Origin of the sequence: Robbsia andropogonis (assembly GCF_034047095.1) — a bacterium.
Classification (GTDB): Bacteria; Pseudomonadota; Gammaproteobacteria; order Burkholderiales; family Burkholderiaceae; genus Robbsia; species Robbsia andropogonis.
This window is the reverse complement of the sequence record NZ_CP139166.1, coordinates 450,303-471,416: the sequence shown is the minus strand read 5'-3', so window position 1 is coordinate 471,416 and position 21,114 is coordinate 450,303. Positions and strand designations below refer to the sequence as shown.

Sequence of the window (21,114 nt, the reverse complement as noted above, 5' to 3'; positions counted from 1 at the left end):
CCATGCGATACGGGGCACCCTTGGTCGCGGCGGCCCTGACCCTGCTGGCGGGCTATCTTCTTTTCCGCACCGCAGGCGCCGACGCCGGCGCGGCAATGCATGCGTTTTTTATAGAGCCCTTATCGAATCGCAATGGCTGGTCCGAGTTGTTGTTGAAAGCCTCTCCGCTATGCCTGATCGGTCTCGGACTTGCTTTCTGCTATCGCGCGAATGTCTGGAACATTGGCGCCGAAGGGCAGTTGCTGATGGGGGGCATCGCGGCCAGCGGTGTTGCCATCTACGGTGGCGATACACCACGCATGATGCTACTGCCCGCGATGATGACTGCGGGCGTGCTCGCTGGTATGTTCTGGGCCGCCATTCCCGCATGGTTGCGTACGCGCTTCAATACCAGCGAGATACTGGTCAGCTTGATGTTGACGTACGTGGCACCGCAATTGATGGTGTATCTGGTCAGTGGGCCATGGCGAGACCCGCAAGGCATGAATTTCCCGCTATCCGAGATGTTCGACGTCAACGCGCTCTACCCGACATTTTCCGGTGATTGGCACCTCGTCTTCTGGCAAGGCACGCGACTGAATGCATCAGTGCTGGTTACCTTGATTGCAATCCCCGTGGCATGGGCAACCCTGAAATTCTCCGCCGTCGGTTACCGGCTCCGTGTCGGCGGCATGGCGCCAGCCGCCGCTCGCTACGCCGGATTCTCGGCAACGCGAGCGACCTGGACCGCCTTGCTTGTCAGTGGCGGCTTGGCGGGGCTTGCGGGGATGGGCGAGATAGCCGGTCCCATCGGACAACTGCAGGCAACGTGGTCGCCAGGCTATGGATTTACGGCAATTATCGTCGTCTTTCTAGGACGTCTTCATCCATTCGGTATTGTCCTCGGCAGCATGTTGATGGCGCTGCTCTACCTCGGCGGCGAGTCCATCCAGTTATCGATGCAGCTACCACAAGCATTGAGTGGCGTTTTCCAGGGGCTATTGCTGTTCTGCCTGCTTGCTTGCGACGTCCTGGTTCATTACCGGGTACGGTGGCGGCATGCACAGGCCATCCGGCAAGCCATGCCAGGCACACCTACGTCTCCCGCCATCGGAAAGGAACTATCATGAACGGCCACGAAACGTCCGCCTTGCTGTCGAGCACGGTTGTCGCCGCGGTCCCGTTGATGCTCGCCGGACTGGGGGAACTGGTCGTCGAGAAGTCAGGCGTGATCAATCCCGGCGTCGAAGGCATGATGCTTGTGGGCGCGGTTACGGGATATGCCGTGGCCGCCACCAGCGGCAATCCCTGGTTGGGAATGGGTTGCGCCGTGCTGGCAGGCATGGTCATGGCGCTCTTGTTCGCCATCGTCGCGATTGGACTGCGCGCCAATCAGATTGCGACCGGCCTGGCGCTGACGATTTTCGGGACGGGTCTTTCCGCCTATATCGGCAAGCCCTATACCTCGGCGACCCTGCCACATACGATCGAGGGACTGCCCATACCCGGCCTTTCGCATATTCCGGTGGTCGGCCCCGCCTTTTTCTCGTTGTCGCCGGTGGGGTATCTGGCGTTCCTGGCGTTCCCGTGCGTTGGATGGTTTCTCTATCGCACGAAGGCCGGACTGACCTTGCGTGCCGTTGGCGAAGCGCCCGACGTGGCACATGCAATGGGATTTCCGGTTCAGGGCATTCGCTATGCCAGCGCGCTCTTCGGAGGGGTCATGGCGGGCCTCGCCGGGGGCTACTACGCGGTGGTCTATCTTCATGTCTGGCAGGAACAACTGACTGCCGGTCGCGGCTGGATTGCCCTTGCACTGGTGGTATTTGCAACATGGCGTCCCGGCCGACTCCTGATAGGCGCACTGATCTTCGGTGCCGTTACCGCCGGCCAGTTTTTCGCGCAAGGCAGCGGGCTAGCCATCCCGACGCAATTCCTGGCAATGCTGCCCTACGTCGTGACCATCGTCGTCCTCGTATTGATGTCGCGCAATGAAACAATGATTCGCCTCAACGCACCGGCATCACTCGGCAAGTCTTCACCCACCAACTGAACCGCAAATATTTCGAGATTTCGCGTCGCGCTCGTTTTCAATGCGGCGACCACTCATTCCACGCAAAACCAGGAGTTTACAATGCATCGCACCCGCGCTTACCGCGACATCACTTCCATCGAGGCAACCGATGCGGCCGACGTCGCTGGCGTGTCATCGGCATCGTCGTCCCGGCGACGCGCCGCATTGCACGCCATTGCGGTCACCTGTACCGGCGCATTACTCGGCGGCGCGAGTACCGTATGGGGCTCTGTCGCCAGCGCCGCGGAGAACAAACCGCTGGAAGTCGCGTTTGTGTACCTGGGTAATCCGGGCGACGCGGGCTGGACCTTTGCACACGATGCCGGCTCAAAGGCCGCACAAGCCGCCTTCGGCGATAAGGTAAAGATCACGCGTGTCGAGAATATTCCAGAATCGGCGGATGCCGAGCGCGTGTTCCGAGACCTCGCGGCCCGCGGCAACAAGCTGGTCATCGCCAGCAGCTTTGGATACCAGGACTTCGCGCTGAAAGTGGCCCGCTCGTTCCCAGACACGATATTCGTCAATGCCACTGGCTACAAACGTGCTAAGAATTTCGGCACCTATGATGTCCGCATGTATCAGGGCGCCTATCTCGCCGGTGTCATTGCCGGCGAGACAACCAAGTCAAATACCCTTGGATTCGTCGCCTCGATACCCGTTCCTGAAGTCGTTCGCAATATCAATGCTTACACGCTGGGCGCACGCTCGGTAAATCCGAAGGTCCATACGAAAGTCATCTGGATCAATAGCTGGTTCGACCCAGGCAAGGAAAAACAAGCCGCCGAGACGTTGATCGCACAAGGCGCGGATGTCCTGATACAGAACACGGATTCATCCGCCACGCTGCAAACAGCGGCAGAGAAACACGTGCATGCATTCGGCTGGGATTCGAATATGGAAAAGTACGGACCTTCCGCGCATCTCGGATCGGTCGTAGGAAATTGGGGCGTCTATTACACCGCGCTGATTCAGCAAGTGCTGGATGGTAAATGGCAATCGGATCCGGTCTGGTGGGGCATGGCGCAACATGCCGTCTCGCTTGAGGATGTCAACACGAAAGCCCTCTCATCCACGGTACTGAGTGCAGTGAACAGCAAGCGGCAAGCCATGGAATCCAGCAGTTGGGACGTGTTCACCGGACCAATCAAGGATCAGCAGGGTAATGTCAAGATTGCAGCGGGACAGAAACTCGACGATCCCGCGCTACAGAGAATGAACTGGTATGTCGAAGGCGTGGACGGCAGTCTGCCGAAGTAACATATCGGTCGCGGTCAGTTGCGACAACATCGCGTGCCGCGACCGGATTTTTGCAACAGGCATGCAAAGGTAGGCGTCATACCCCGCTTGGAACAACGTGATGCGAATCAAGCGCGGCGATGCACGCAGCGGCCATAAGAAAACGTGGCTGCAATCGCGCGATCGTCCCCCAGCATCGCGATAGCGAAAAGTACCTCGTCAGTGGAGGTGCAGCGATCGGTGCGACGAGACAGCAAAGGCGTCGCGTGACGATCGACGACGATGAAGTCCGCGTCGTTTCCAACACCGAGGCTACCCACGGTGCCCTCCAGTCGCAAGGCGCGCGCGGCACCCAATGTCACCATATAGAACATTGTCGTGGCGTCGAGGTAATAGCCACCCATTCGCGCGACTTTGTACGCTTCGTTCATCGTTGCCAGCATCGAGAAACTGGTGCCACCGCCAACGTCTGTCGCCAGCGTGGTCACCATCTTCGATGCCCGTGCTTTCTCGAAATCGAACAGACCACTTCCCAGGAACAGATTCGATGTAGGGCAGACAGCCGCCGCTGCGCCTGTGCTGGCCATCCGCCTGCGATCCTCATCGTCGAGGTAGATGCAGTGACCGTACATCGCACGTTCCCGCAACAGACCAGCGTGGTCGTAGACATCCAGATAACTGCGTGATGCGGGGAATAACGCGCGCACCCACGCTACCTCGTCCTGGTTCTCCGCCACGTGCGATTGGACGTAGGTATCGCTATATTGCTGGGCAAGCGCACCAGCCAACCCCAGTTGCTCAGGCGTTGACGTCGGGGCGAAACGCGGCGTGATGGCATACGCCAGCCGTTGTTTGCCATGCCACCGCTGGATCAATGCCTCCGTTTCCCGCGCCCCACGCTCCGCAGTATCGGCAATCCAGGGGGGGCAATGTCGGTCCATCATGACCTTTCCAGCAATCATTCGCAGGTCGCGCTTGGCACAGGTTTGAAACAAAGCGTCGACCGACGTGGGGTGAACACTGCAATAGACCATCGCCGTCGTCGTCCCGTTACGCAACAGTTCGTCGACGAAAACATCAGCGATGGCCTTGGCATGGCTCTGGTCCTCAAAAGCCCTCTCGGTTGGAAACGTATAGTGTTCGAGCCAGGGCAACAGGCCGGGAGCAGGCGAGCCTATCATCTCGATTTGTGGGAAATGGAGATGCGTGTCGATGAAGCCCGGCATGATGATTCGGCCACGCCAGTCATGCATGACGGGCTTGTCGGCCCGTCCTTCCACTGGTATCGCCGCGCGCGCAAGCACGTCGGCGGTGTCGCCGACATCCACGATACGACCGCCGCAAACATGCAACGCGCCATCCTCATGCCACTGTAAAGCGCCGGCATCGATGGCAGGATCATTCGTGAAATACAACAACGACGCACGGTAGATCGCGGCCAGCGGTGCGCCGTCGTGCGGTGCGGAAAGGGTTTCGTTCTCTGTCATCTTTATCCATGGCGCATCGTCGCGCGGCTTTCGGGTGACGGCACCTTGTTCAAAGACTCCCGCCCTCGGCGACGTCCGCGCGCCGACACGCCGCTTGCACGAGATCCAATGTTGCCCATTCGTCCTTGGCAAGGTCATGCACAACCCATTCGAAGGCCTGCCCTGCCCGTTCCAAATCGTCGGCTGTCACCGTCTCCAGCGGATTATGGCTGATCCCGCCATTGCCACAACGGATGAACAACATGCCGACATCGGTGATTCGACTCATTTCCACCGCGTCGTGGCCGGCGCCGGATGGTAAGCGTCGTGAAGGAAGACCCAACTCGCGGAGCGCCGATGCGAAGCGTTGCTGCAATGCCGGCGCGCAGGGGACCGTATCGGATGCAAGCACGAGGTCGATCCCGACTTCCACACCGCGGCGCGCGCAAATGGCGGCGATGTGCGCCATCACATCATCAACCGCCGCGTCACGCGTCGCATCGTCGCCAGCGCGGATATCGATCGACATCAGACAACGGCCCGGTACGACATTCACCGAGCCGTTTGGCACTTCCAGTCGACCGACCGTACCAACCAATGTAGCGATGCCGCTGCAACGCGACTCGACGTACAACGTGATTTCAGCCGCGGCCGCGGCCGCATCGCGCCGCATCGTCATCGGCATGGCACCGGCATGTCCAGCGATACCATCCAAGCGTACGATATACCGCTTGCTGCCGGAGATAGCGGTTACCACGCCTAATGGCACCTCTTCGGTAAACAGCACAGGACCTTGCTCGATATGCATTTCAAGATATGCCAGCAAAGACTCCGGTGCCAATGCCTTACGGCGCACTGCAGCCAGCCATGCCGCATCGATCGTCGGTGTGGCGGCGGGGGTCTCGACGTCCTGCCCCTCGCGGTGGATGCCATCACCCCATCCTGCTTCCGCAAGCAAGCGATCAAGACGTACGCCCGACTCATCAGCGCGCGCCAGAAGCGCATCGGGAAGATTACCGGTCAACACACTGCTACCAAGAAACGACGTTCGAAATCTGACACCTTCTTCCTCGGCAAATGCGACCACATCCAGATGAAACGGCAGGCGCACTTTCCTGCCCTGAAATCCGGCGATCATCGCGATGGGTAGCAGGATGCCTACCCGCCCATCGTATTTTCCGCCGTTGCGTACCGTATCGTAATGCGATCCGGTCAACAGCGTACGGGCGTTGGGTAGATCTGATACATAGCGTCCGATGACATTCCCGAACGCATCGATATGGGTGCGCAAACCGGCTTCACGCATCCATCGCGCGATATCCCGTGCACTTGCCCGATGGGCGGGCGTCAAATAGGTACAGGTCAACGCGTCCGCATCTTCGCTATGCATCGCCAACTGGTCGCACCAACGCAATACCGCCAGGCCCCGCATGGGTAAAATACCAAGGCGTTTATGCAACCTCAGCTCGGCGATCCGGTTGATTTGCCGCAGTGCCTCCGCCTGCTCGTCATGGGCGTTATGTCGCAGACGGCGCCGCAGCGCCGCGAGAATGTTTTCTGGAGTCATACCGGCCCCATCGGAACCGCGAACCGCCAAAACGAAGGGAAACCCGAAACGCGCGCGATATGCACGGTTGTCGTGTTGCAATGCCTCACGCAGTGCATCCGGCAGCGCGTTGCGCAACCCAGCAACTTGCTGTTCATAGGCAGATGCAGCCGTGAGGGTCGGATTGCCACGCACAGGCAACCCGTCTCCGTTCCGTGGACGGTCAACCACCTCTGATGGGCGGACCGCATCATCGCTGACGGAGCCGGCCAACACACCTAATTCGGGATGTGCGCAAATCAGCGCGCGCTGTTCGTCGTCATTGGCCTCTGCCACACAGCGCCAGAGAGCATGCAGCAACGCGTTCGCACTGACGAAGGGGCGCTGCGCGGCAATCCGAGACGTGACCCACTCGGTGTGCTCGTAGAGTCCGTCGAGCAATGCCACGAAGGTAGACGGGTCGGCGGTGTTCAATGCCGCAAGGCTGAGGTCGTTGTCCATCTGCATTGTCTCCGTCTGCCCTGTAGAGAAGGGATCGCGCCGTTCCATGCCTTGGCCTAAGCAGCGCTTGCAAGCGAAACTCGGAAAAAGCGCCACGCGAGCGCGCCGATATTCTTGGATCATAGCTTGTCGGAACAAAGGGAATATAACGCAGCGACAATGAAGGGCTTATGCAGCAACACATGAACGCTTTGCGTTACAACCGTGGTTGGCGATTTCATGCTCCTTGCCCGGCAACGGATCGACGGCTGTATTCCAGCCGTTTATGATGACGTCAATGACACGTATCGGAATATAAAGATGTCTTATACCCTATATTATTCCCCGGGCGCCGCCAGCTTCTCCGTTCATTGGATGCTCCTGGAATTGGGTCTGCCCTTTAAAGCCGTTCGCATCGATATCAATAACGGTGCACAGCATGACCCGAAATATCGACTCCTGAACCCGGAGGGGAGAGTGCCGACGCTGATCGTCGATGACGCTCCCCGTGGTGAGTCAGCCGCACTCCTCATGCTGCTGGCCGAGCGACATCCGGAAGCGGCACTGGCTCCGGCGCCAGGCGCCACTGATCGCGCCGCGTGGTTCGAGATGATGATTTATCTCGCAAATACGCTATTGCCAGCCATGCGTGACTGGTTTTACGCCGCCACTGATGGCGATCCGGCTGGCGCGGAGGCGGTCAAAGCGCTCGCACGGCGCCGCATTGAAGCGGCATGGGAAAAATTGAATCAACATTTATCGGACGACCGTGCATTCCTGCTCGGGGAAGCGCTGACCACGGTCGATTTTCTGGCAACGATGCTGATGCGATGGTCACGGCACATGCCGCGGCCGGCGACGGAATGGCCTTGCCTGATGCGCTATATCACTGCGATGCGCGCCCGTCCGTCGTTCCTCGAACTCAACACGCGCGAAGGGCTGTCGGAGTGGCAAAACGCCGCCCAATGAGCCATGCTGGCGCTACGGCGGCAATCGATCAGTGGTCGTCGGCGAAAGGCTGCTGACCCGCGGCAACGCGATTGATGCAATCGCCAAGATGATCGAAAAACCGCAATGCGTCTTCCGTCAGCATGACACGCTTCCGCCGATTGTCATCGGCGTCCACCATCGCGAGCCACCCGCTCAAGCGCATGGCGCGGAGTCGGTCGAAAATGCGGCTTGGCGACCCTAGATGTGGATTATGTAACAGTTCCTTGACGCACAAAGGCTGCCCGGCCGCTTGGAATCGACCGATGGTATTCAGAATTTCCTCTTCCACGGCGTCGAGCTTCGGCAACCCGAAATCAGCGGTAGACAGGTTCGACGCTTGCAGAAACTGGACATAAAGCGGCGCGGCGTGATTCATTATCAGACACTCGAAGAACGAAATATCATTCCCGAACGACGGATCAGATGCTGCTACCCGTCAACCGGTGTGTCGCCGGCAGGCCCGCTCGCCTACTTCGGCGTCCCCCTTCCTCTCTCGGCAGAATGGCGATGAACGCGGACTGCCAGCACGGGTCGATCCTAGCAGTACGGATTTCAGCAGCTTGACAATGCGTCTCATTTTTTTGAGAAAAACATCGGTTTAGCATCTGTCCGTGGCGTTTTTAACGTGCAATTGTCTCGCTTTCGACTGATTTCAGATCAACTCGCCGCGCAGTTCCTGGGGAGTCGTGTCAAAGGCACGGCGAAAAGCACGCGAGAAGTCCGAAGCGCTTTTGAAACCCACCGAGTACGCAATATCCTTGATCGGCAGGTCCGGCAAGCGGACCAGGTCGGTCGCGGCCGCTCTCAGGCGCAAATCCCGAATATAGGCGGCGAGTCCGCCCTGGTGTTCGAACAACCGGTACAAAGAGGCTCGCGACAGTCCCGATACTCGCAGGACGCGCTCCGGCGTAAGATCACTTTCAAACAAATGCTCATGGATGTACCGGCGGGCCCGATTCATGGCGCGCTCCCGCGCAACGGCTTGTGCGCTCGGACCCAACCCAAGGTCCTTGCCATACGCGTTGCCGATCAAGTCGATGATGCGCTCCAGCCGGAAGTGGGCTTCTTGCACGGTCATCTGACGGACATCGCGAGCGTACGCCCGAGTCATCTCCGTGATCAGCAACACATCCGGCGAGCCGACAACCAGACAACGACCATGCAAAATACCCGGATCGATGAATTGCGCCTGCAGGCGACGCGCTGGCACAAAAATATTGGCATGCCAGCTTAACTGACGTGCCCACCGCAGTGGCTGCTCCAGATCCGCGGCAAGCACTCCGACGTCGGCGGGAGCGTCGTGTCGATTCCCCCGATGGCGCAAGATCGTGGCGGGATCGCCCCGAAAGAATACGTGGAACGTGATGCTACGGGCATTATCACGCGAGATGCGCCCAATCGATCGTTCGAGCGCCACATGATCCGAATAGCAATTCACGAAGACGTAGTCACCCACTGCATAACGATCGAACCACGCATTGAATGGTATTTGCGTCCTGGCACGCGATACTTCCACGTCAACGAACTGGCCGACCCGTTCACGCCACGCCAATAACTGTGCCGAAGCGGATAGCGTTGTGACATCGAAGCGAACCGGCACGATGACCTCACGGACGGGCGTCACGAGGCCAGATGAGGCGGAAAAAGGTAACAGCATCGGCAAACAAATACGAAATGGACCGCAGCCGACGACCGATTCGGTCGCACAGCCGGCTTTACGACCACATCCGGATTGGCAACGCCTTACCGGACACGCCGGGGTCACTGATCCCGCACCGCCGACGTGTCGTCTATGTGCCGATTTTTACGCGGTTTATTCAAGCGGCGCAAGTCATCGTTGTTTCCTGCGCCACCCTGTATGCCGCGACCTCTGCCCAGGTGCTTGAATCGAAGGCTCGAAACATACCGCGCAGAGCACCCTGAGCAGTTCACGCGCCGTCTCCCGCGTGATAAGTACCGGCGCAATGCATGTGCTATAGTCGCTTGCTATTTTTAATGCCATATCAAAAACATCAGGGCAGACAATGGTGAAGTTGCGCGGTAATGACGATGAAAGCGTGCCGCGACGCAAGCGCGGCGCACCCAGCGAAGCGAGCCAACTCCGGCGTCAGCGGCAGATCGACACCAAGCGTCGAACGATTCTTGCCGCAGCACTGGATCTGTTTTCAACATACGGTTTTCATGGAACCAGTGTCGACCAGATCGCCGAGCGCGCGGATGTGTCGAAGGGGAATCTGCTCTACTACTTCAACAACAAGGAAGAGCTGTATGCAGCCCTGCTGCGTGACCTGCTCCAAATCTGGCTGCTGCCTTTACGAGCGTTCGATCCGGCCCAGAATCCCGCCGTCGCGTTGCGCGAATATATCCATCAAAAACTGCTTGCCTCTCGCGACAATCCTGCGGCGTCCCGCCTCTTCTGTATTGAAATAATGCAAGGCGCACCGGTGTTTGGCGAGGAACTACTCTCCAACCTGAAGCTGATCGTGGAGGAAAAGCGCACGGTCATCGAGCAATGGATTGCACAAGGCAAGTTGGCCCCGGTCACGCCGCATCATCTCATTTTCTTTCTGTGGGCCACGACGCAGCACTATGCGGACTTTTCGTTTCAGGTAGAAGCGCTGACCGGCAGCACGCTAAGAGATGCGACGTTCTTTGCAGAGACCGAACGTACGCTTTGTGAAATCGTATTGAACGGCGTCCTGCCAGGCAGTCGCACGTCTTAACACCTCAGACCAGCGAGAAAATCCAGCAGCGTGCAATTGAACGCGTCAGGACAAGTAATATTACAGGCATGACCGCCATGCGCCATCATATGCAGCGTGGCGGCGGGCAAACCCGCGCATAGGGCATGCGACGCGCTGCTGGGAACCAACACATCATCCTGCGCGGCAACTACCAGTGTCGGCACCGTTATCGACGACAATTGCTCCGTCGCATCGAACGCCTTCAACGCCGCAATGCGCCGCCGCATATTGGAAATCGGCGGGAAGCCATGAATAGCGTGTTCGACCTCCGTCTCAACCTGTGCAGGGTGCGCCTCTATCCAAGTAGCGGGATACAAAAAAATCGGTTGCGCTTCGACGTACGGTCGGACGCCGGCGTGATCGAGTAATTGCAGCCGTGCATCAAAGCACCGTCGCGTGGCAGACCGCATCGCGGGCCATGCATTGATCAGCGTGAGGCTGTTCAGCCGCTCGGGTGCATCTAGCGCCAGTTGCATACCAACCAGTCCCCCCAGCGCGTGCCCGACAAAATGACAACTGGCGACGCCGGTTGCCTCCATGACATCGATAACGTCGGAGGCCATTGCGCCTATCGTATGATTGTCAGGCAGCGTCGCGGGACTCCGGCCCGTTCCCCGTTGATCGTAGACGATGACCTGGAAACCCTGCTCGCGCAAAGCCCCCATCTGCGGCCGCCAATAGTTCGCCGAGCCGCCAAGACCGGACGACAACAACACGACAGGCGTTGTTTCATCGCGCGGCCCGTGTACCTCGAAATGGAGTGAGTGGGTCATGGCGCGCGTTCAGACCGGGCGGTCGATATGCGCAATCGAGGCAATCTCGACAAGCGCGTCCGGCTTGACCAGACCGCACTGAATGCAATATCGAGCCGGTTTTTCGCCGGGAAAGAATTCCGCATAGACCGTGTTGATGGCGGCATAGTCCGACCAATCACGCAACATGATCATGTTGAACGTCACATCGGCCATTGTTCCGCCCGCTTCCGCCACGACGCGCGAAATCGTCTCAAGCACATGCCGAGTCTGTCCCGCGGCGTCACCCACATGAACCACATTGTTCTTCTCATCGAATGGCAGCGTACCGGATACGTACAGCGTGTTCTGTGCAAGCACGCCAGGCACGAATGGAGCGATTGGCGTACCCGAACCCGCGGGAATGATCGATTTCTTCATGGGACATATCCTTGCATTTACTTTGGCTGGGGTTATTCAACGTTTGATGGCTTCGATGAAGGTATTCGTGTCCGATGTCCAACCGAAGAACGTTTCGATGTTGTACTCGCTCGCATGTTGCATCGCCTTGCCGCCGAGGTCGTGTGTGGCGTCGCGCAACATCACCGAAAAGTATTCGAGATGAAAGGCATCCCGCACCGTGGATTCCACGCACACGTTCGTCGCGATGCCCGTGAAGACAAGACTGCGAATACCGCGCGCTCGCAATGTACTGTCCAGTGTGCTATTGAAAAAGCCGCTATAGCGTGTCTTGGGCACGACAAGATCGCCCGGCCGTGGCTGCAATGCATCCACGAGCGCGTAGTCCCACCCCCCTTTTGCAAGAAATTGGCCATGCAGTTCCGGGCGCCGACGCATCGTCTTCAATGCATTGGACTTGTGCCAATTCGGCGACCCTTCCCCACCCGCTTCCTGGTACGCCGCATCCCAGCCATTTTGGAGATAAACCACGAGGATGCCAGCCACACGCGCGGCCTCGGCAATAGCGGCAATATTGGCAATCGTACCTTGCGCGCCGGAGATATCGAAGCCGGCTGTATCGACATAGCCTCCAAGCGATGCGTACGCATTCTGCATGTCAACGATGATCAGCGCCGTAGCTGCTGGATCGAGCGACAGCGGCTCCGGTTTGCAGGGCAGAACCACGACGGTTTCGGGCGCACGCGTGCCGTACGTGGCGATGGGGGATGGTGCTGCATCATGCATGATGCTCTCCGGACAAGAAAGGAAAGTCAGGCAGCCAGTGAGGTGACTGGCGAGGCCACGCCGACACGGCTTTGCATCAACGGCTGAATACGCTCGCCGAAATGCGAGATCCCCTGGACAAAATCGTCGAACGTCAACAACACGCCCTCCGTGCCTTCCACGGTCGCGATCTCGTCGAGCATCCGCGCGACGTTGGCATACGAGCCCACCAGCGTCCCCATATTGATGTTCACCGCCGAAGTCGGGTCGGCCATCTGCCGGACATTGGTATCGGCCCCGGACTGCTTGTCAGCGGCAGCCTGCTCGCCCAGCCAGGACACGGCGTCGAGATCGACACCTGCCTTGTAATGCTCCCACTTGGCGCGGGCCAATTCGTCGGTTTCATCGGCGATCACCATCATCAGCACATAGGTTGAGACCTTGCGACCCGTAGTACGCGTTGCCTCGATCAATCTCCGCGCGGATGGCGCAAATGCAGTCGGCGTGTTGATCCCTTTGCCGAAACAAAAGTTGTGATCGGCGTACTGCGCGGAAAACGCCATGCCGGCGTCGCTCGCACCGGCGCAAATAACCTCGACCGGCTTTTTGGGGCGCGGACTAAGTCGACAATCATCCATCTTGAAATAGTTGCCCTTCAGGTCCGATTTACCGGTCGTCCACAAATCCCGCATGACTTGAATGTATTCGGATAGGTATGCGTACCGCGAGCCAAAAAAAGCATCTCCCGGCCAAAGGCCCATCTGTGAATACTCCGGCTTCTGCCAGCCAGTCACCAGGTTGACGCCGAACCGCCCTTCGGCAATGGAATCGATGGTCGACGCCATGCGCGCCACGATCGCGGGCGGCATTACCAGCGACGCAGCAGTGGCATAAAGCTTGATTCGCGACGTCACCGCGGCGAGACCCGCCATCAGCGTGAAGGACTCGAGGTTGTGATCCCAGAACTCCGTCTTCCCACCAAAGCCGCGCAGCTTGATCATCGACAACACAAAGTCCATGCCATAGTGCTCGGCACGTTGCGTGATGTCGCGATTCAACGCAAAACTTGGCATGTACTGCGGTGAATTACTGGAAATCAGCCATCCATTGTTACCGATAGGAAGAAACACCCCAACTTTCATGTCGCGGCTCCTCAGTAGTATGGGAATACCCATCCACGTTCCGTGCCAGAAAGAAGAAATTCCAATGATTCAATAACTTGACAAAAATCACTCTGATTTTCATGGACTATATGGTCCATGTTGGATCACATGGTTGGTGCGTGATCGCCCCATGCATGGGCATGACGCACTAAAAGGAGGACGCCGTGACGTCAACCCGTTTCCGGACCGATGGAAACCTGCGGAGCGTCGGCACCATGCTCGATATAACTTTTCAAGCCTTCCGCCAATGCATTAAATACCACCATGCAACGTGGACTGCCTCGCAGGTTTTCATGCATGGCAATCCAGGTATCCATTTTCAGGACGAACGCATCGGCAAGTACGCGGACCACCTGCGGCGTTCGCGCCGCGAGATGACATTGACAGAAACCGACACCAAAACCCGCGCGTATTGCGGCCAAGTGAGCGAGATCGCTATCGGTGCGCAACGAAAAGGTATCGCGCCGCAGGCTCTCGCCATGGCGCTGCTGAAGCGCACGAATAAAGGCGGTTTCCTGATCGAAGCCAATAGTGGCATGTCGTCCGAGCGCTTCGAGCGACTCAGGCATCCCTTCCCGCGCTAGATAGTCGGCCCGAGCATATAGCCCGACCTCGATGGCGCCTACCCGCCTCACCAGTAATGCCGCCTGCTCCGGGCGAAACATCCGTACGGCGATATCGGCCTCACGCCTGAGCAGGTCGTCCGGCGCATTCGACAACACCAGTTCGATTCGCAATTCACGATGGCGGGCGCGCAGCGCGGCAAGAATTGGCGGCAGCACCTCGACGCCAATTACCTCACTGGCGCTCAGACGTACGCTGCCGCGTATTGCCGTACCGTACCCGCTGGCGGTTCGCCGCAACGCCGCGGCATTCGATGCGAGATTGACGGCATAGGGTTCAAGTTCGCGTGCCACGTCCGTCGGCGCAAATCCGTCGTGGGTACGGGTGAACAAGGTGACACCGAGCGACGCTTCCAATGCATCGATATGGCGACCGGCCGTTGGCTGCGTCATGCCCATGGCCCGTGCGGCGCCTGAAAGCGATCCCGTCGCCAGCACCTGCAGAAAAGTACGGTACCACTCCCAACTGGGTTCGCTATTGGACATGATATGCATTTTTGTATAGCTGCAACGCTAATTTAGCTGATTTCATTTACCTCCGCATTACCGCACACTGCCTGGGCTGATCGCACGAGAACGCCGTCGCGCCGCGTGTCGCAAAAATCCATCGGTGCGGCTAGATAATCCACCCCAACATATAGCGTGTCATATGAATCCGAAGATCGCCCTGTTCGGCGCCACGGGTGCCGTCGGCCAAAGCATTGCATCGGCACTTGGCAGGCGTGGTCAATCCTATTGCGTGGTGGGCCGTGACGCCGAGCCGCTACGCGGCCTGTTTGGCAAGGACCCACTTGCCGACATTCGCACCTGGCATCCCGATACACCCGCATCGATCATCGCGGCGGCCAAGGACGTCGAGACGATCATCTACCTGGTCGGGATACCTTATTGGAAATTCGAGCTGCATCCGGCATTGATGCGCAAGACGCTGGAGGGCGCCATCGCTGCCGGCGTCCGCAATGTGATCCTGATCGGCACCGTCTATCCATACGGCATGCCGCGCACGCTCCCCCTCCGCGAGGACCATCCACGGACACCGCATACGTTCAAAGGACGAATGCGAAAAGCGCAGGAAGATCTCGTCTTGCAAGCACATGCCGATGGCCGCATCAATGCCGCTGTGCTAAGACTGCCGGATTTTTACGGACCATCGATATCGGCCAGCTTGTTACACGGGGCAGCGGTGGCAGCGGTGCGCGGCGGCAAGGCCGACATGGTCGGACCGATCGACCGCCCCCATGAATTCGTCTATGTACCCGATGTGGGTCCGGTAGTAGCGAAACTAGCGGAAACGCCACAGGCGTATGGCCGCGTCTGGCATCTCGGCGGTGCCGGCGTGACCACCCAGCAAGCGCTGGTCGAAGAAATGGCGCGGCAGACCGGTCGAAACATCAAGACGCGCGTTGCTGGGAAAACGATGCTGCGGCTCGTCGGACTGTTCAATCCCTTCATGCGTGAATTTGTCGAAATGCACTACCTGCTGACGCATCCGGTCATCCTGGATGACACGGCACTACAGGCGCTCATTGGCCCCATCCCGAAAACACCGTATCCCGAAGGTATCGCGCGCACGCTCGCCGCGCTACGGGACGCCTGAAGATCGCACGCCCCGGAGCGCTCCGGCGCAAACAGAGTGTAACGCCGCCGGGATCAGCTTTTCGAGCGCGGCCCCGCGACGCCGAAATGCCGCGCCAATGCATCTACGACATTCTCGGCCATCGCCCGACGGGTTTCCTCGGTTCCCGAGCCGATATGCGGCGCCAGAACGAGACGGCGATCCTGGATGAACGCCTCCGGCACCGACGGTTCGTACTCGAACACGTCAAGCGCGGCACCGGCAAGCGCGTTGTTCGCGAAGGCAGCGACCAGCGCCTTTTCATCAATCACGGGGCCACGCGCGACGTTGACGATATAGCCGCGAGGACCCAGGGCGGTGATGACGCGCGCGTTCACGAGATGATGCGTCGCCTCGGACAATGGGCAAGTCAAGATCAACATATCCGAATCCGCGGCCAGGCGTGCGATGTCATCGTAATACGGGAGATCGACCGGCTTACGGTTCGGCCCGAAGTAAGCCACTTCGGCACCCAGCGCCTGAAGGCGCTTCGCCACCGCGGAACCAATTGCGCCTAACCCCACGACACCTACTTTCATCCGCGATATCGACCTGCCCAGCGGAAATGCCACATGCTCAGACCATGACCCGGCGCGCACGAAAGCGTCGGCATCGACGAGGCGCCGTGTGACTGCCAGGGCCAATGCCACGGCGGTGTTCGCAACGTCTTCGGCAAGAATATGCGAGGTATTCTCGATCTTGATGCCACGAGCCTGTGCCGCCGCCACGTCGACATTATCAAGTCCGGCGCTATAGCTGGAAATGACTTCCAACTCCGGCATCGCATCCAGAAACGCGGCATCGATTTTCGTCTTTCGCAGTGCGATGCCACGAATCGACCGACCATGCTCGCGTAGAAAAGCGGCCACCTGATCCGCGTGCCTGGGCAAGTCGCGGACGGAAAAATATGCATTTAACTCGTCATGCGTCCATTCCGGCAAGTCCGCGGCATTAAGAATAATGGGCTTTGTCATATCGATAGAATGAATGGAGGAATAAGGCGATGTGCATTCAGCGCATCTTGACTCTCTCGATTTTACCCATGAAGCACAGATACACAATGGCCGCGAGCAAGCAGTGCGCGCCAACGAAGTACAGGCCGACCGTATAGCCACCGGTCAGTTGCACGATGTAGCCAAACACGATCGGAGTCACGATGCCCCCGATGTTCCCCACGCAATTGAACACCGCGCCCGCCAGCCCCACGGCTTCGCGGGGCGCCGTGTCGCTGACGACGGCCCAGGTGCCGGCACCCGCGGCCGCCCCTTTACCAAAATACGCCAACGCCATCAGGGCGACGATCAGTACGTTGCTGTCAACATAGGCGGACAGCACCAGCGAGCACCCGACCATCATGCCGACAATGTACGGTGTCTTGCGTGCCCATGAAATGCTCCACCCCATTCGGATCAGCATATCCGAGATGACACCGCCCGCGATGCCGCCGAGAAAACCAAAAACGGCCGGGACCATCGTCGCGAAGCCCGCGTTGACGATATTCATGCCTCGTGCCTGGACCAGGTAGATTGGGAACCAGGTGATGAAAAAATAGCTCAATGCAATCGTGCAATATTGCCCGATATAGGCACACCACAGCATGCGATTGCCCAGTAACATCGGCACGAGGCCCCACGACATCGCCGGGCGTGCACGTCGTTCGTGTGACGCGTCGATATCGATCATCGCGCCACCGGCAACCATCAGGTCCAGCTCGCTGGCCGAGACACGCGGATGCTTGCGCGGCTCATGCATGACCGCATACCACAACACCGCCGCGGCGAGGCCAATCACGCCCAACGTAAAGAATGGCGCCGCCCAGCCATAGTGCTGTACCAACCACCCCGCCAGTGGCGAGAAAATCGCCACGGCGAAATACGATGCCGAGGCGAACAACGACGTGGCAAAACCCCGTTCGGACTTCGGAAACCACATCACCGTGACGCGGCCGTTCGCTGGAAAGCTGGGGGCTTCGATCAAACCAAGCGCGAAACGTAATGCAAACAGGAGGCTGAGCGCCGCGGACAGGTCCGTCGTGATCTTCCCGACCACGCCGACTAGAATCGTCGCGATGGACCACAGAATCAACGTCACGCCGTACACTGTCTTGGTGCCCAGGCGGTCGAGCAGCAGGCCACCCGGAATCTGGCCGATCACGTAGGCCCAGCTGAATGCGGACAATATATAGCCCAACTGGATGTGGTTGAGCCCAAACTCCTTGGCAATGCCTGGTCCGGAGATCGATAGGATGGCGCGATCGGCGTAGGCGATCGTGGCCAATAGCAGAATGGCGGCAAGGATCCCGTATCGCGTGTGCGTGGCACGCACCGCCGCGGACGACGACACGGCATGGGTCGTATTGTTGGAAAACATGCTGCTCCTCCTTGGAAATTTCCAGGCCGGCGGGACCGACCGGTATCGCATCCCATGCTGGTCACGAAAGCGAATGGCATGCCGTACGTGGCAAGCTCGCGTGCGGTGAGCTCGCATCGAATAAATGGTTCGGACGAGCGGCGTTCAGGGGTCCAGCGGTGGACAGGCAAGGTTTGGCAGGAATGGGCCGCTCGCGAGGAAACGGCGCACGGAAGCCGAAGGCTGGCGCTTTCTCATCATGTTGATGTCTCCGTCTTGGCGACGCGTGCCGACACGCTCCGCCATTTTTCTTATATTGTGTAGTTGCCCACTCTCGTCGTAGCGGGTCGTCTTTTTTTAGACCATCGCAAGACAGTCCGTTAGTGCATTAAACTGGTCTGCCCAATGAGCGTCAATCTTGATTGATTCAATCAACGTCAAGGACTGGATGACGCAGGAGGAGGCGTGCGCTGCGTTGGACGTCCGCCAGCAGACCCTCTACGCCTACGTTAGCCGAGGCCAGATCGAAGTCCGCCGCGACCCGTCGCGCGTGGGGCGCAACCGCTATTCCGCCTCCGACGTGCGGGCTTTACTCCACAAACGCAATCGCGGACGCGCCCGCACGACAATCGCCGCAAGTACGATGGCGTGGGGCGAACCCATCGTCAGTACACGTATCTCCACCGTTGTCCGTGGGCGGCTCTATTACCGGGGTCTTGATGCCATCCAGCTTTCCGAGACAGACACGCTAGAGGAAACCGCGCAACGGCTGTGGTGGGGCGAGGCGGACGGACAAGCTGGAAGGCCAGCTTTGTCGCTTCGATCCAATCGCAACGATATCATCGGTGATCGCGACACGTGCTCGCGCACGCCGCCATATTTTTCAAGCGACTGGCCGCAGGGCGGCATGCCCCCGTCCTGCGCACGCGCCTATGCGATGCTGGGACGCGCCGCAGCCGAAGGCGTACCCTCGGATACCCAGGGTTTTCCCGATATGCTTGGCGAAGCCGCACGCCTTGTCGGTCGACTGGCGAGCGGATTTGTCCCATTCGATGTCACCGCGACGGCAAACGCGCCGGAGAAGAAAGGCAGGCCGCGGCAGGTGCTCGACATGCGCGCATTACACCTGCGTATCGCCGCGGCATGGCGAGCCGATCGGCATGCCGATCTCTTGCGTCGTGCCCTGGTATTGCTCGCAGACCAGGAACTCACCACATCGGCCTTTGCCGCGCGCGTCACCGCGTCCACGGGTGCCTCGTTGGGTGCGTGTGCGTTGGCAGGTCTGGCTGCATTGTCCGGCCCCCGGCATGGCGGCGCCCCGGAAAGGGTCCGCCGCTTTCTCGATGAGGCCGCGCGGGACGGTGTGGAAAACCGCATTGGGGCGGCGCTGACCGCCAGCGATCCCGCCACGGCGCCGCTGAGCGGCTTCGGGCATCCACTCTATCCACAAGGGGATCCGCGGGCGGCCTCTCTGCTGGCCGCGTTTCCGGTGCCCGATGTGATTCGCGCAACCATCGAATACGTGGATCGGCGTACTAGCCGAAAACCGACCATTGACGTCGCGCTGGTGGCGCTGGCCGAGTATTGCGCCTTGCCCGATGACGCCGCGTTTGCCCTGTTTGCCATCGGACGCAGCGTCGGCTGGATGGCGCATGCGATGGAACAAGTCAACAGTGGCACGCTGCTGCGTCCGCGTGCGCATTACCTGGGACCTCCAATAGCCGAGGAACCGTCCTCCTGACGAGGTTTATTACGCCATCACCATCCAGGCACCGTCGACCGCCGCCAGCAGGTCGAACATCTCGACCATTTTGCGACGCGAAAACAGCGAATCTTTTTGACACCCTGGATTTTTGGGATTTGTCCGGCAACGATGCCTCGCTGATCCCTCACCTTATCCGTACTTCCACAAGGATGGCCATGTCGCGCTGCTCGCTATTGCGGTTTACTCCCCCTTTGCTGCCCACTATCGTGCTTGCCTTTGCTCTGCTGTCCCCGAACGCGCATGCGGTGGACGCGGACGGGCCGACGCTCGACGGTATCCGGCAATCCGGCGTCATCACCATGGGGGTGCGCGACAACTCGTTTCCGTTCTCGTATCTTGGCGAGGACGGTCACTATATGGGATTCTCGATGGACCTCAGCATGGCCATCGTCGATGCGATCAAGCAGAGGTTGCATATGCCCAATCTGGCCGTAAAAGAATTGCCTATCACCTCGCAGAATCGGATCTCGTTGGTGCAGAACAACCAGATCCAGTTCGAATGCAGTTCGACCACACATAATGTCGAACGAGAAAATCAGGTCAATTTCAGCAATACGTTCTTCGTCATCGGCACCCGCCTGCTGGTGCCAACGTCGTCATCGATCAACGATTTCCCCGATTTAAAGGGTAAGAGCGTGGTGACGGTCGCGGGCAGTACATCGGAGCGTTTGCTGCGAGGGCTCAACGAAACCAAGAGCCTGCATATGAATGTGGTCAGTTCAGTCGATGCTGCCTCGGCATTCCTGATCCTGGAGACCGGGCGGGTGGCGGCATATATGATGGACGATCCCGTCTTGGCAGGCTATCGCGCCACGGCGCACAAGCCCGCGAACTGGAAAATAGTGGGTACGCCGATGTCGCGCGAAGCGTATGGCTGCATGATGCCGAAGGGGGACACGGCCTTCAAGAAATTAGTGGATAGCGTTATCGCGGAACGGCAGCACTCCGGAGTACAGACGGCGAGCTACACGAAATGGTTCATGTCACCCACGCCGCCAAAGAACGTTAATCTCGATTTTCCGATGAGCGACGACGTAAGAGCGCTCAATACCCAACCGAACGACAAGCCGCTGCAATAACAGTCGTCTCCCCTCGCCTGCGCGGCGTGCAGTACGTCGCGTGCGTCGGCGCCCTCGGGCGTGCCAGGCAGCGGGCGCAGCACGGCACG

General features: G+C 59.1%; 19 protein-coding genes. 8 read left to right on the top strand and 11 right to left on the bottom strand.

Annotated elements, in window-relative coordinates:
* The first annotated feature begins 2 nt into the window (after window positions 1-2).
* The 3 genes from SJQ66_RS07205 to SJQ66_RS07195 all read left to right on the top strand — a co-directional run bounded on the left by SJQ66_RS07205 (window position 3) and on the right by SJQ66_RS07195 (window position 3,310).
* Entirely contained in the window at window positions 3-1,109 is a 1,107-nt protein-coding gene (locus SJQ66_RS07205) for an ABC transporter permease (protein WP_024903322.1), read from the top strand.
* Complete coding sequence (locus SJQ66_RS07200; RefSeq protein WP_320534136.1) at window positions 1,106-2,032, top strand: ABC transporter permease; 927 nt, start codon at window positions 1,106-1,108, stop codon at window positions 2,030-2,032. The genes SJQ66_RS07205 and SJQ66_RS07200 overlap by 4 nt, the downstream gene beginning before the upstream one ends.
* Window positions 2,033-2,113: 81 nt before the next feature.
* Window positions 2,114-3,310: a BMP family ABC transporter substrate-binding protein gene (locus SJQ66_RS07195; protein ID WP_081764901.1), complete on the top strand. Its 1,197-nt coding sequence runs from the start codon at window positions 2,114-2,116 to the stop codon at window positions 3,308-3,310.
* Between the two features lie 107 nt (window positions 3,311-3,417).
* Here SJQ66_RS07195 and guaD read toward each other — a convergent pair whose 3' ends face one another.
* Together guaD and SJQ66_RS07185 are read right to left on the bottom strand one after the other, a co-directional pair.
* Window positions 3,418-4,776: a guanine deaminase gene (gene guaD / locus SJQ66_RS07190; RefSeq protein ID WP_024903325.1), complete on the bottom strand. Its 1,359-nt coding sequence runs from the start codon at window positions 4,774-4,776 to the stop codon at window positions 3,418-3,420.
* A gap of 49 nt (window positions 4,777-4,825) precedes the next feature.
* Window positions 4,826-6,802 carry a hydantoinase/carbamoylase family amidase gene (locus SJQ66_RS07185; RefSeq protein ID WP_186303522.1) on the bottom strand — a complete coding sequence of 659 codons (1,977 nt, stop codon included), beginning with the start codon at window positions 6,800-6,802 and terminating at the stop codon, window positions 4,826-4,828.
* Between the two features lie 300 nt (window positions 6,803-7,102).
* On the opposite strand from SJQ66_RS07185, the gene SJQ66_RS07180 reads away from it, so the two are divergent.
* Window positions 7,103-7,750, top strand: coding sequence for a glutathione S-transferase family protein (locus SJQ66_RS07180; RefSeq protein ID WP_024903327.1), 648 nt, complete (start codon window positions 7,103-7,105; stop codon window positions 7,748-7,750).
* A gap of 28 nt (window positions 7,751-7,778) precedes the next feature.
* On the opposite strand, the gene SJQ66_RS07175 is transcribed toward SJQ66_RS07180, so the two are convergent.
* Both SJQ66_RS07175 and SJQ66_RS07170 read right to left on the bottom strand, forming a co-directional pair.
* A complete protein-coding gene (locus tag SJQ66_RS07175) occupies window positions 7,779-8,147 on the bottom strand; it encodes a hypothetical protein (protein ID WP_024903328.1) in 369 nt (122 codons plus the stop codon).
* Window positions 8,148-8,423: 276 nt separating this feature from the next.
* Window positions 8,424-9,428 carry an AraC family transcriptional regulator gene (locus tag SJQ66_RS07170; protein WP_024903329.1) on the bottom strand — a complete coding sequence of 335 codons (1,005 nt, stop codon included), beginning with the start codon at window positions 9,426-9,428 and terminating at the stop codon, window positions 8,424-8,426.
* A 367-nt stretch (window positions 9,429-9,795) separates the two neighbouring features.
* Between SJQ66_RS07170 and rutR the strand changes: the two genes are divergently transcribed.
* Window positions 9,796-10,494 (top strand): HTH-type transcriptional regulator RutR, encoded by a 699-nt coding sequence (rutR, locus tag SJQ66_RS07165; protein ID WP_024903330.1) that lies wholly within the window; start codon window positions 9,796-9,798, stop codon window positions 10,492-10,494.
* Here the strand turns inward: rutR and rutD are convergent.
* The 5 genes from rutD to SJQ66_RS07140 form a co-directional block, all read right to left on the bottom strand.
* Window positions 10,491-11,288 carry a pyrimidine utilization protein D gene (rutD, locus tag SJQ66_RS07160; RefSeq protein WP_024903331.1) on the bottom strand — a complete coding sequence of 266 codons (798 nt, stop codon included), beginning with the start codon at window positions 11,286-11,288 and terminating at the stop codon, window positions 10,491-10,493. The genes rutR and rutD overlap by 4 nt on opposite strands.
* A 9-nt stretch (window positions 11,289-11,297) precedes the next feature.
* Complete coding sequence (gene rutC / locus SJQ66_RS07155; protein WP_024903332.1) at window positions 11,298-11,687, bottom strand: pyrimidine utilization protein C; 390 nt, start codon at window positions 11,685-11,687, stop codon at window positions 11,298-11,300.
* Window positions 11,688-11,723: 36 nt separating this feature from the next.
* Entirely contained in the window at window positions 11,724-12,452 is a 729-nt protein-coding gene (gene rutB, locus SJQ66_RS07150) for a pyrimidine utilization protein B (RefSeq protein ID WP_024903333.1), read from the bottom strand.
* Window positions 12,453-12,478: 26 nt separating this feature from the next.
* A complete protein-coding gene (gene rutA, locus SJQ66_RS07145) occupies window positions 12,479-13,573 on the bottom strand; it encodes a pyrimidine utilization protein A (RefSeq protein WP_024903334.1) in 1,095 nt (364 codons plus the stop codon).
* Between the two features lie 191 nt (window positions 13,574-13,764).
* The gene (locus tag SJQ66_RS07140; RefSeq protein WP_024903335.1) at window positions 13,765-14,703 is read right to left on the bottom strand and encodes a LysR family transcriptional regulator; all 939 of its coding nucleotides are present in this window, start codon (window positions 14,701-14,703) and stop codon (window positions 13,765-13,767) included.
* Window positions 14,704-14,866: 163 nt separating this feature from the next.
* Here SJQ66_RS07140 and SJQ66_RS07135 point away from each other — a divergent pair, with 163 nt between their 5' ends.
* Window positions 14,867-15,814, top strand: a complete 948-nt coding sequence (locus SJQ66_RS07135) for an NAD-dependent epimerase/dehydratase family protein (RefSeq protein ID WP_024903336.1) — start codon at window positions 14,867-14,869, stop codon at window positions 15,812-15,814.
* Between the two features lie 53 nt (window positions 15,815-15,867).
* Here SJQ66_RS07135 and SJQ66_RS07130 read toward each other — a convergent pair whose 3' ends face one another.
* Together SJQ66_RS07130 and SJQ66_RS07125 are read right to left on the bottom strand one after the other, a co-directional pair.
* Window positions 15,868-16,806 (bottom strand): 2-hydroxyacid dehydrogenase, encoded by a 939-nt coding sequence (locus SJQ66_RS07130; protein WP_036009582.1) that lies wholly within the window; start codon window positions 16,804-16,806, stop codon window positions 15,868-15,870.
* Window positions 16,807-16,843: 37 nt separating this feature from the next.
* Window positions 16,844-18,202, bottom strand: a complete 1,359-nt coding sequence (locus SJQ66_RS07125; protein WP_036009583.1) for an MFS transporter — start codon at window positions 18,200-18,202, stop codon at window positions 16,844-16,846.
* Window positions 18,203-18,599: 397 nt separating this feature from the next.
* On the opposite strand from SJQ66_RS07125, the gene SJQ66_RS07120 reads away from it, so the two are divergent.
* Together SJQ66_RS07120 and SJQ66_RS07115 are read left to right on the top strand one after the other, a co-directional pair.
* Entirely contained in the window at window positions 18,600-19,922 is a 1,323-nt protein-coding gene (locus SJQ66_RS07120; RefSeq protein WP_236693531.1) for a citrate synthase family protein, read from the top strand.
* A gap of 179 nt (window positions 19,923-20,101) precedes the next feature.
* Window positions 20,102-21,025, top strand: a complete 924-nt coding sequence (locus tag SJQ66_RS07115) for a transporter substrate-binding domain-containing protein (RefSeq protein ID WP_081764905.1) — start codon at window positions 20,102-20,104, stop codon at window positions 21,023-21,025.
* Window positions 21,026-21,114: the final 89 nt, after the last annotated feature.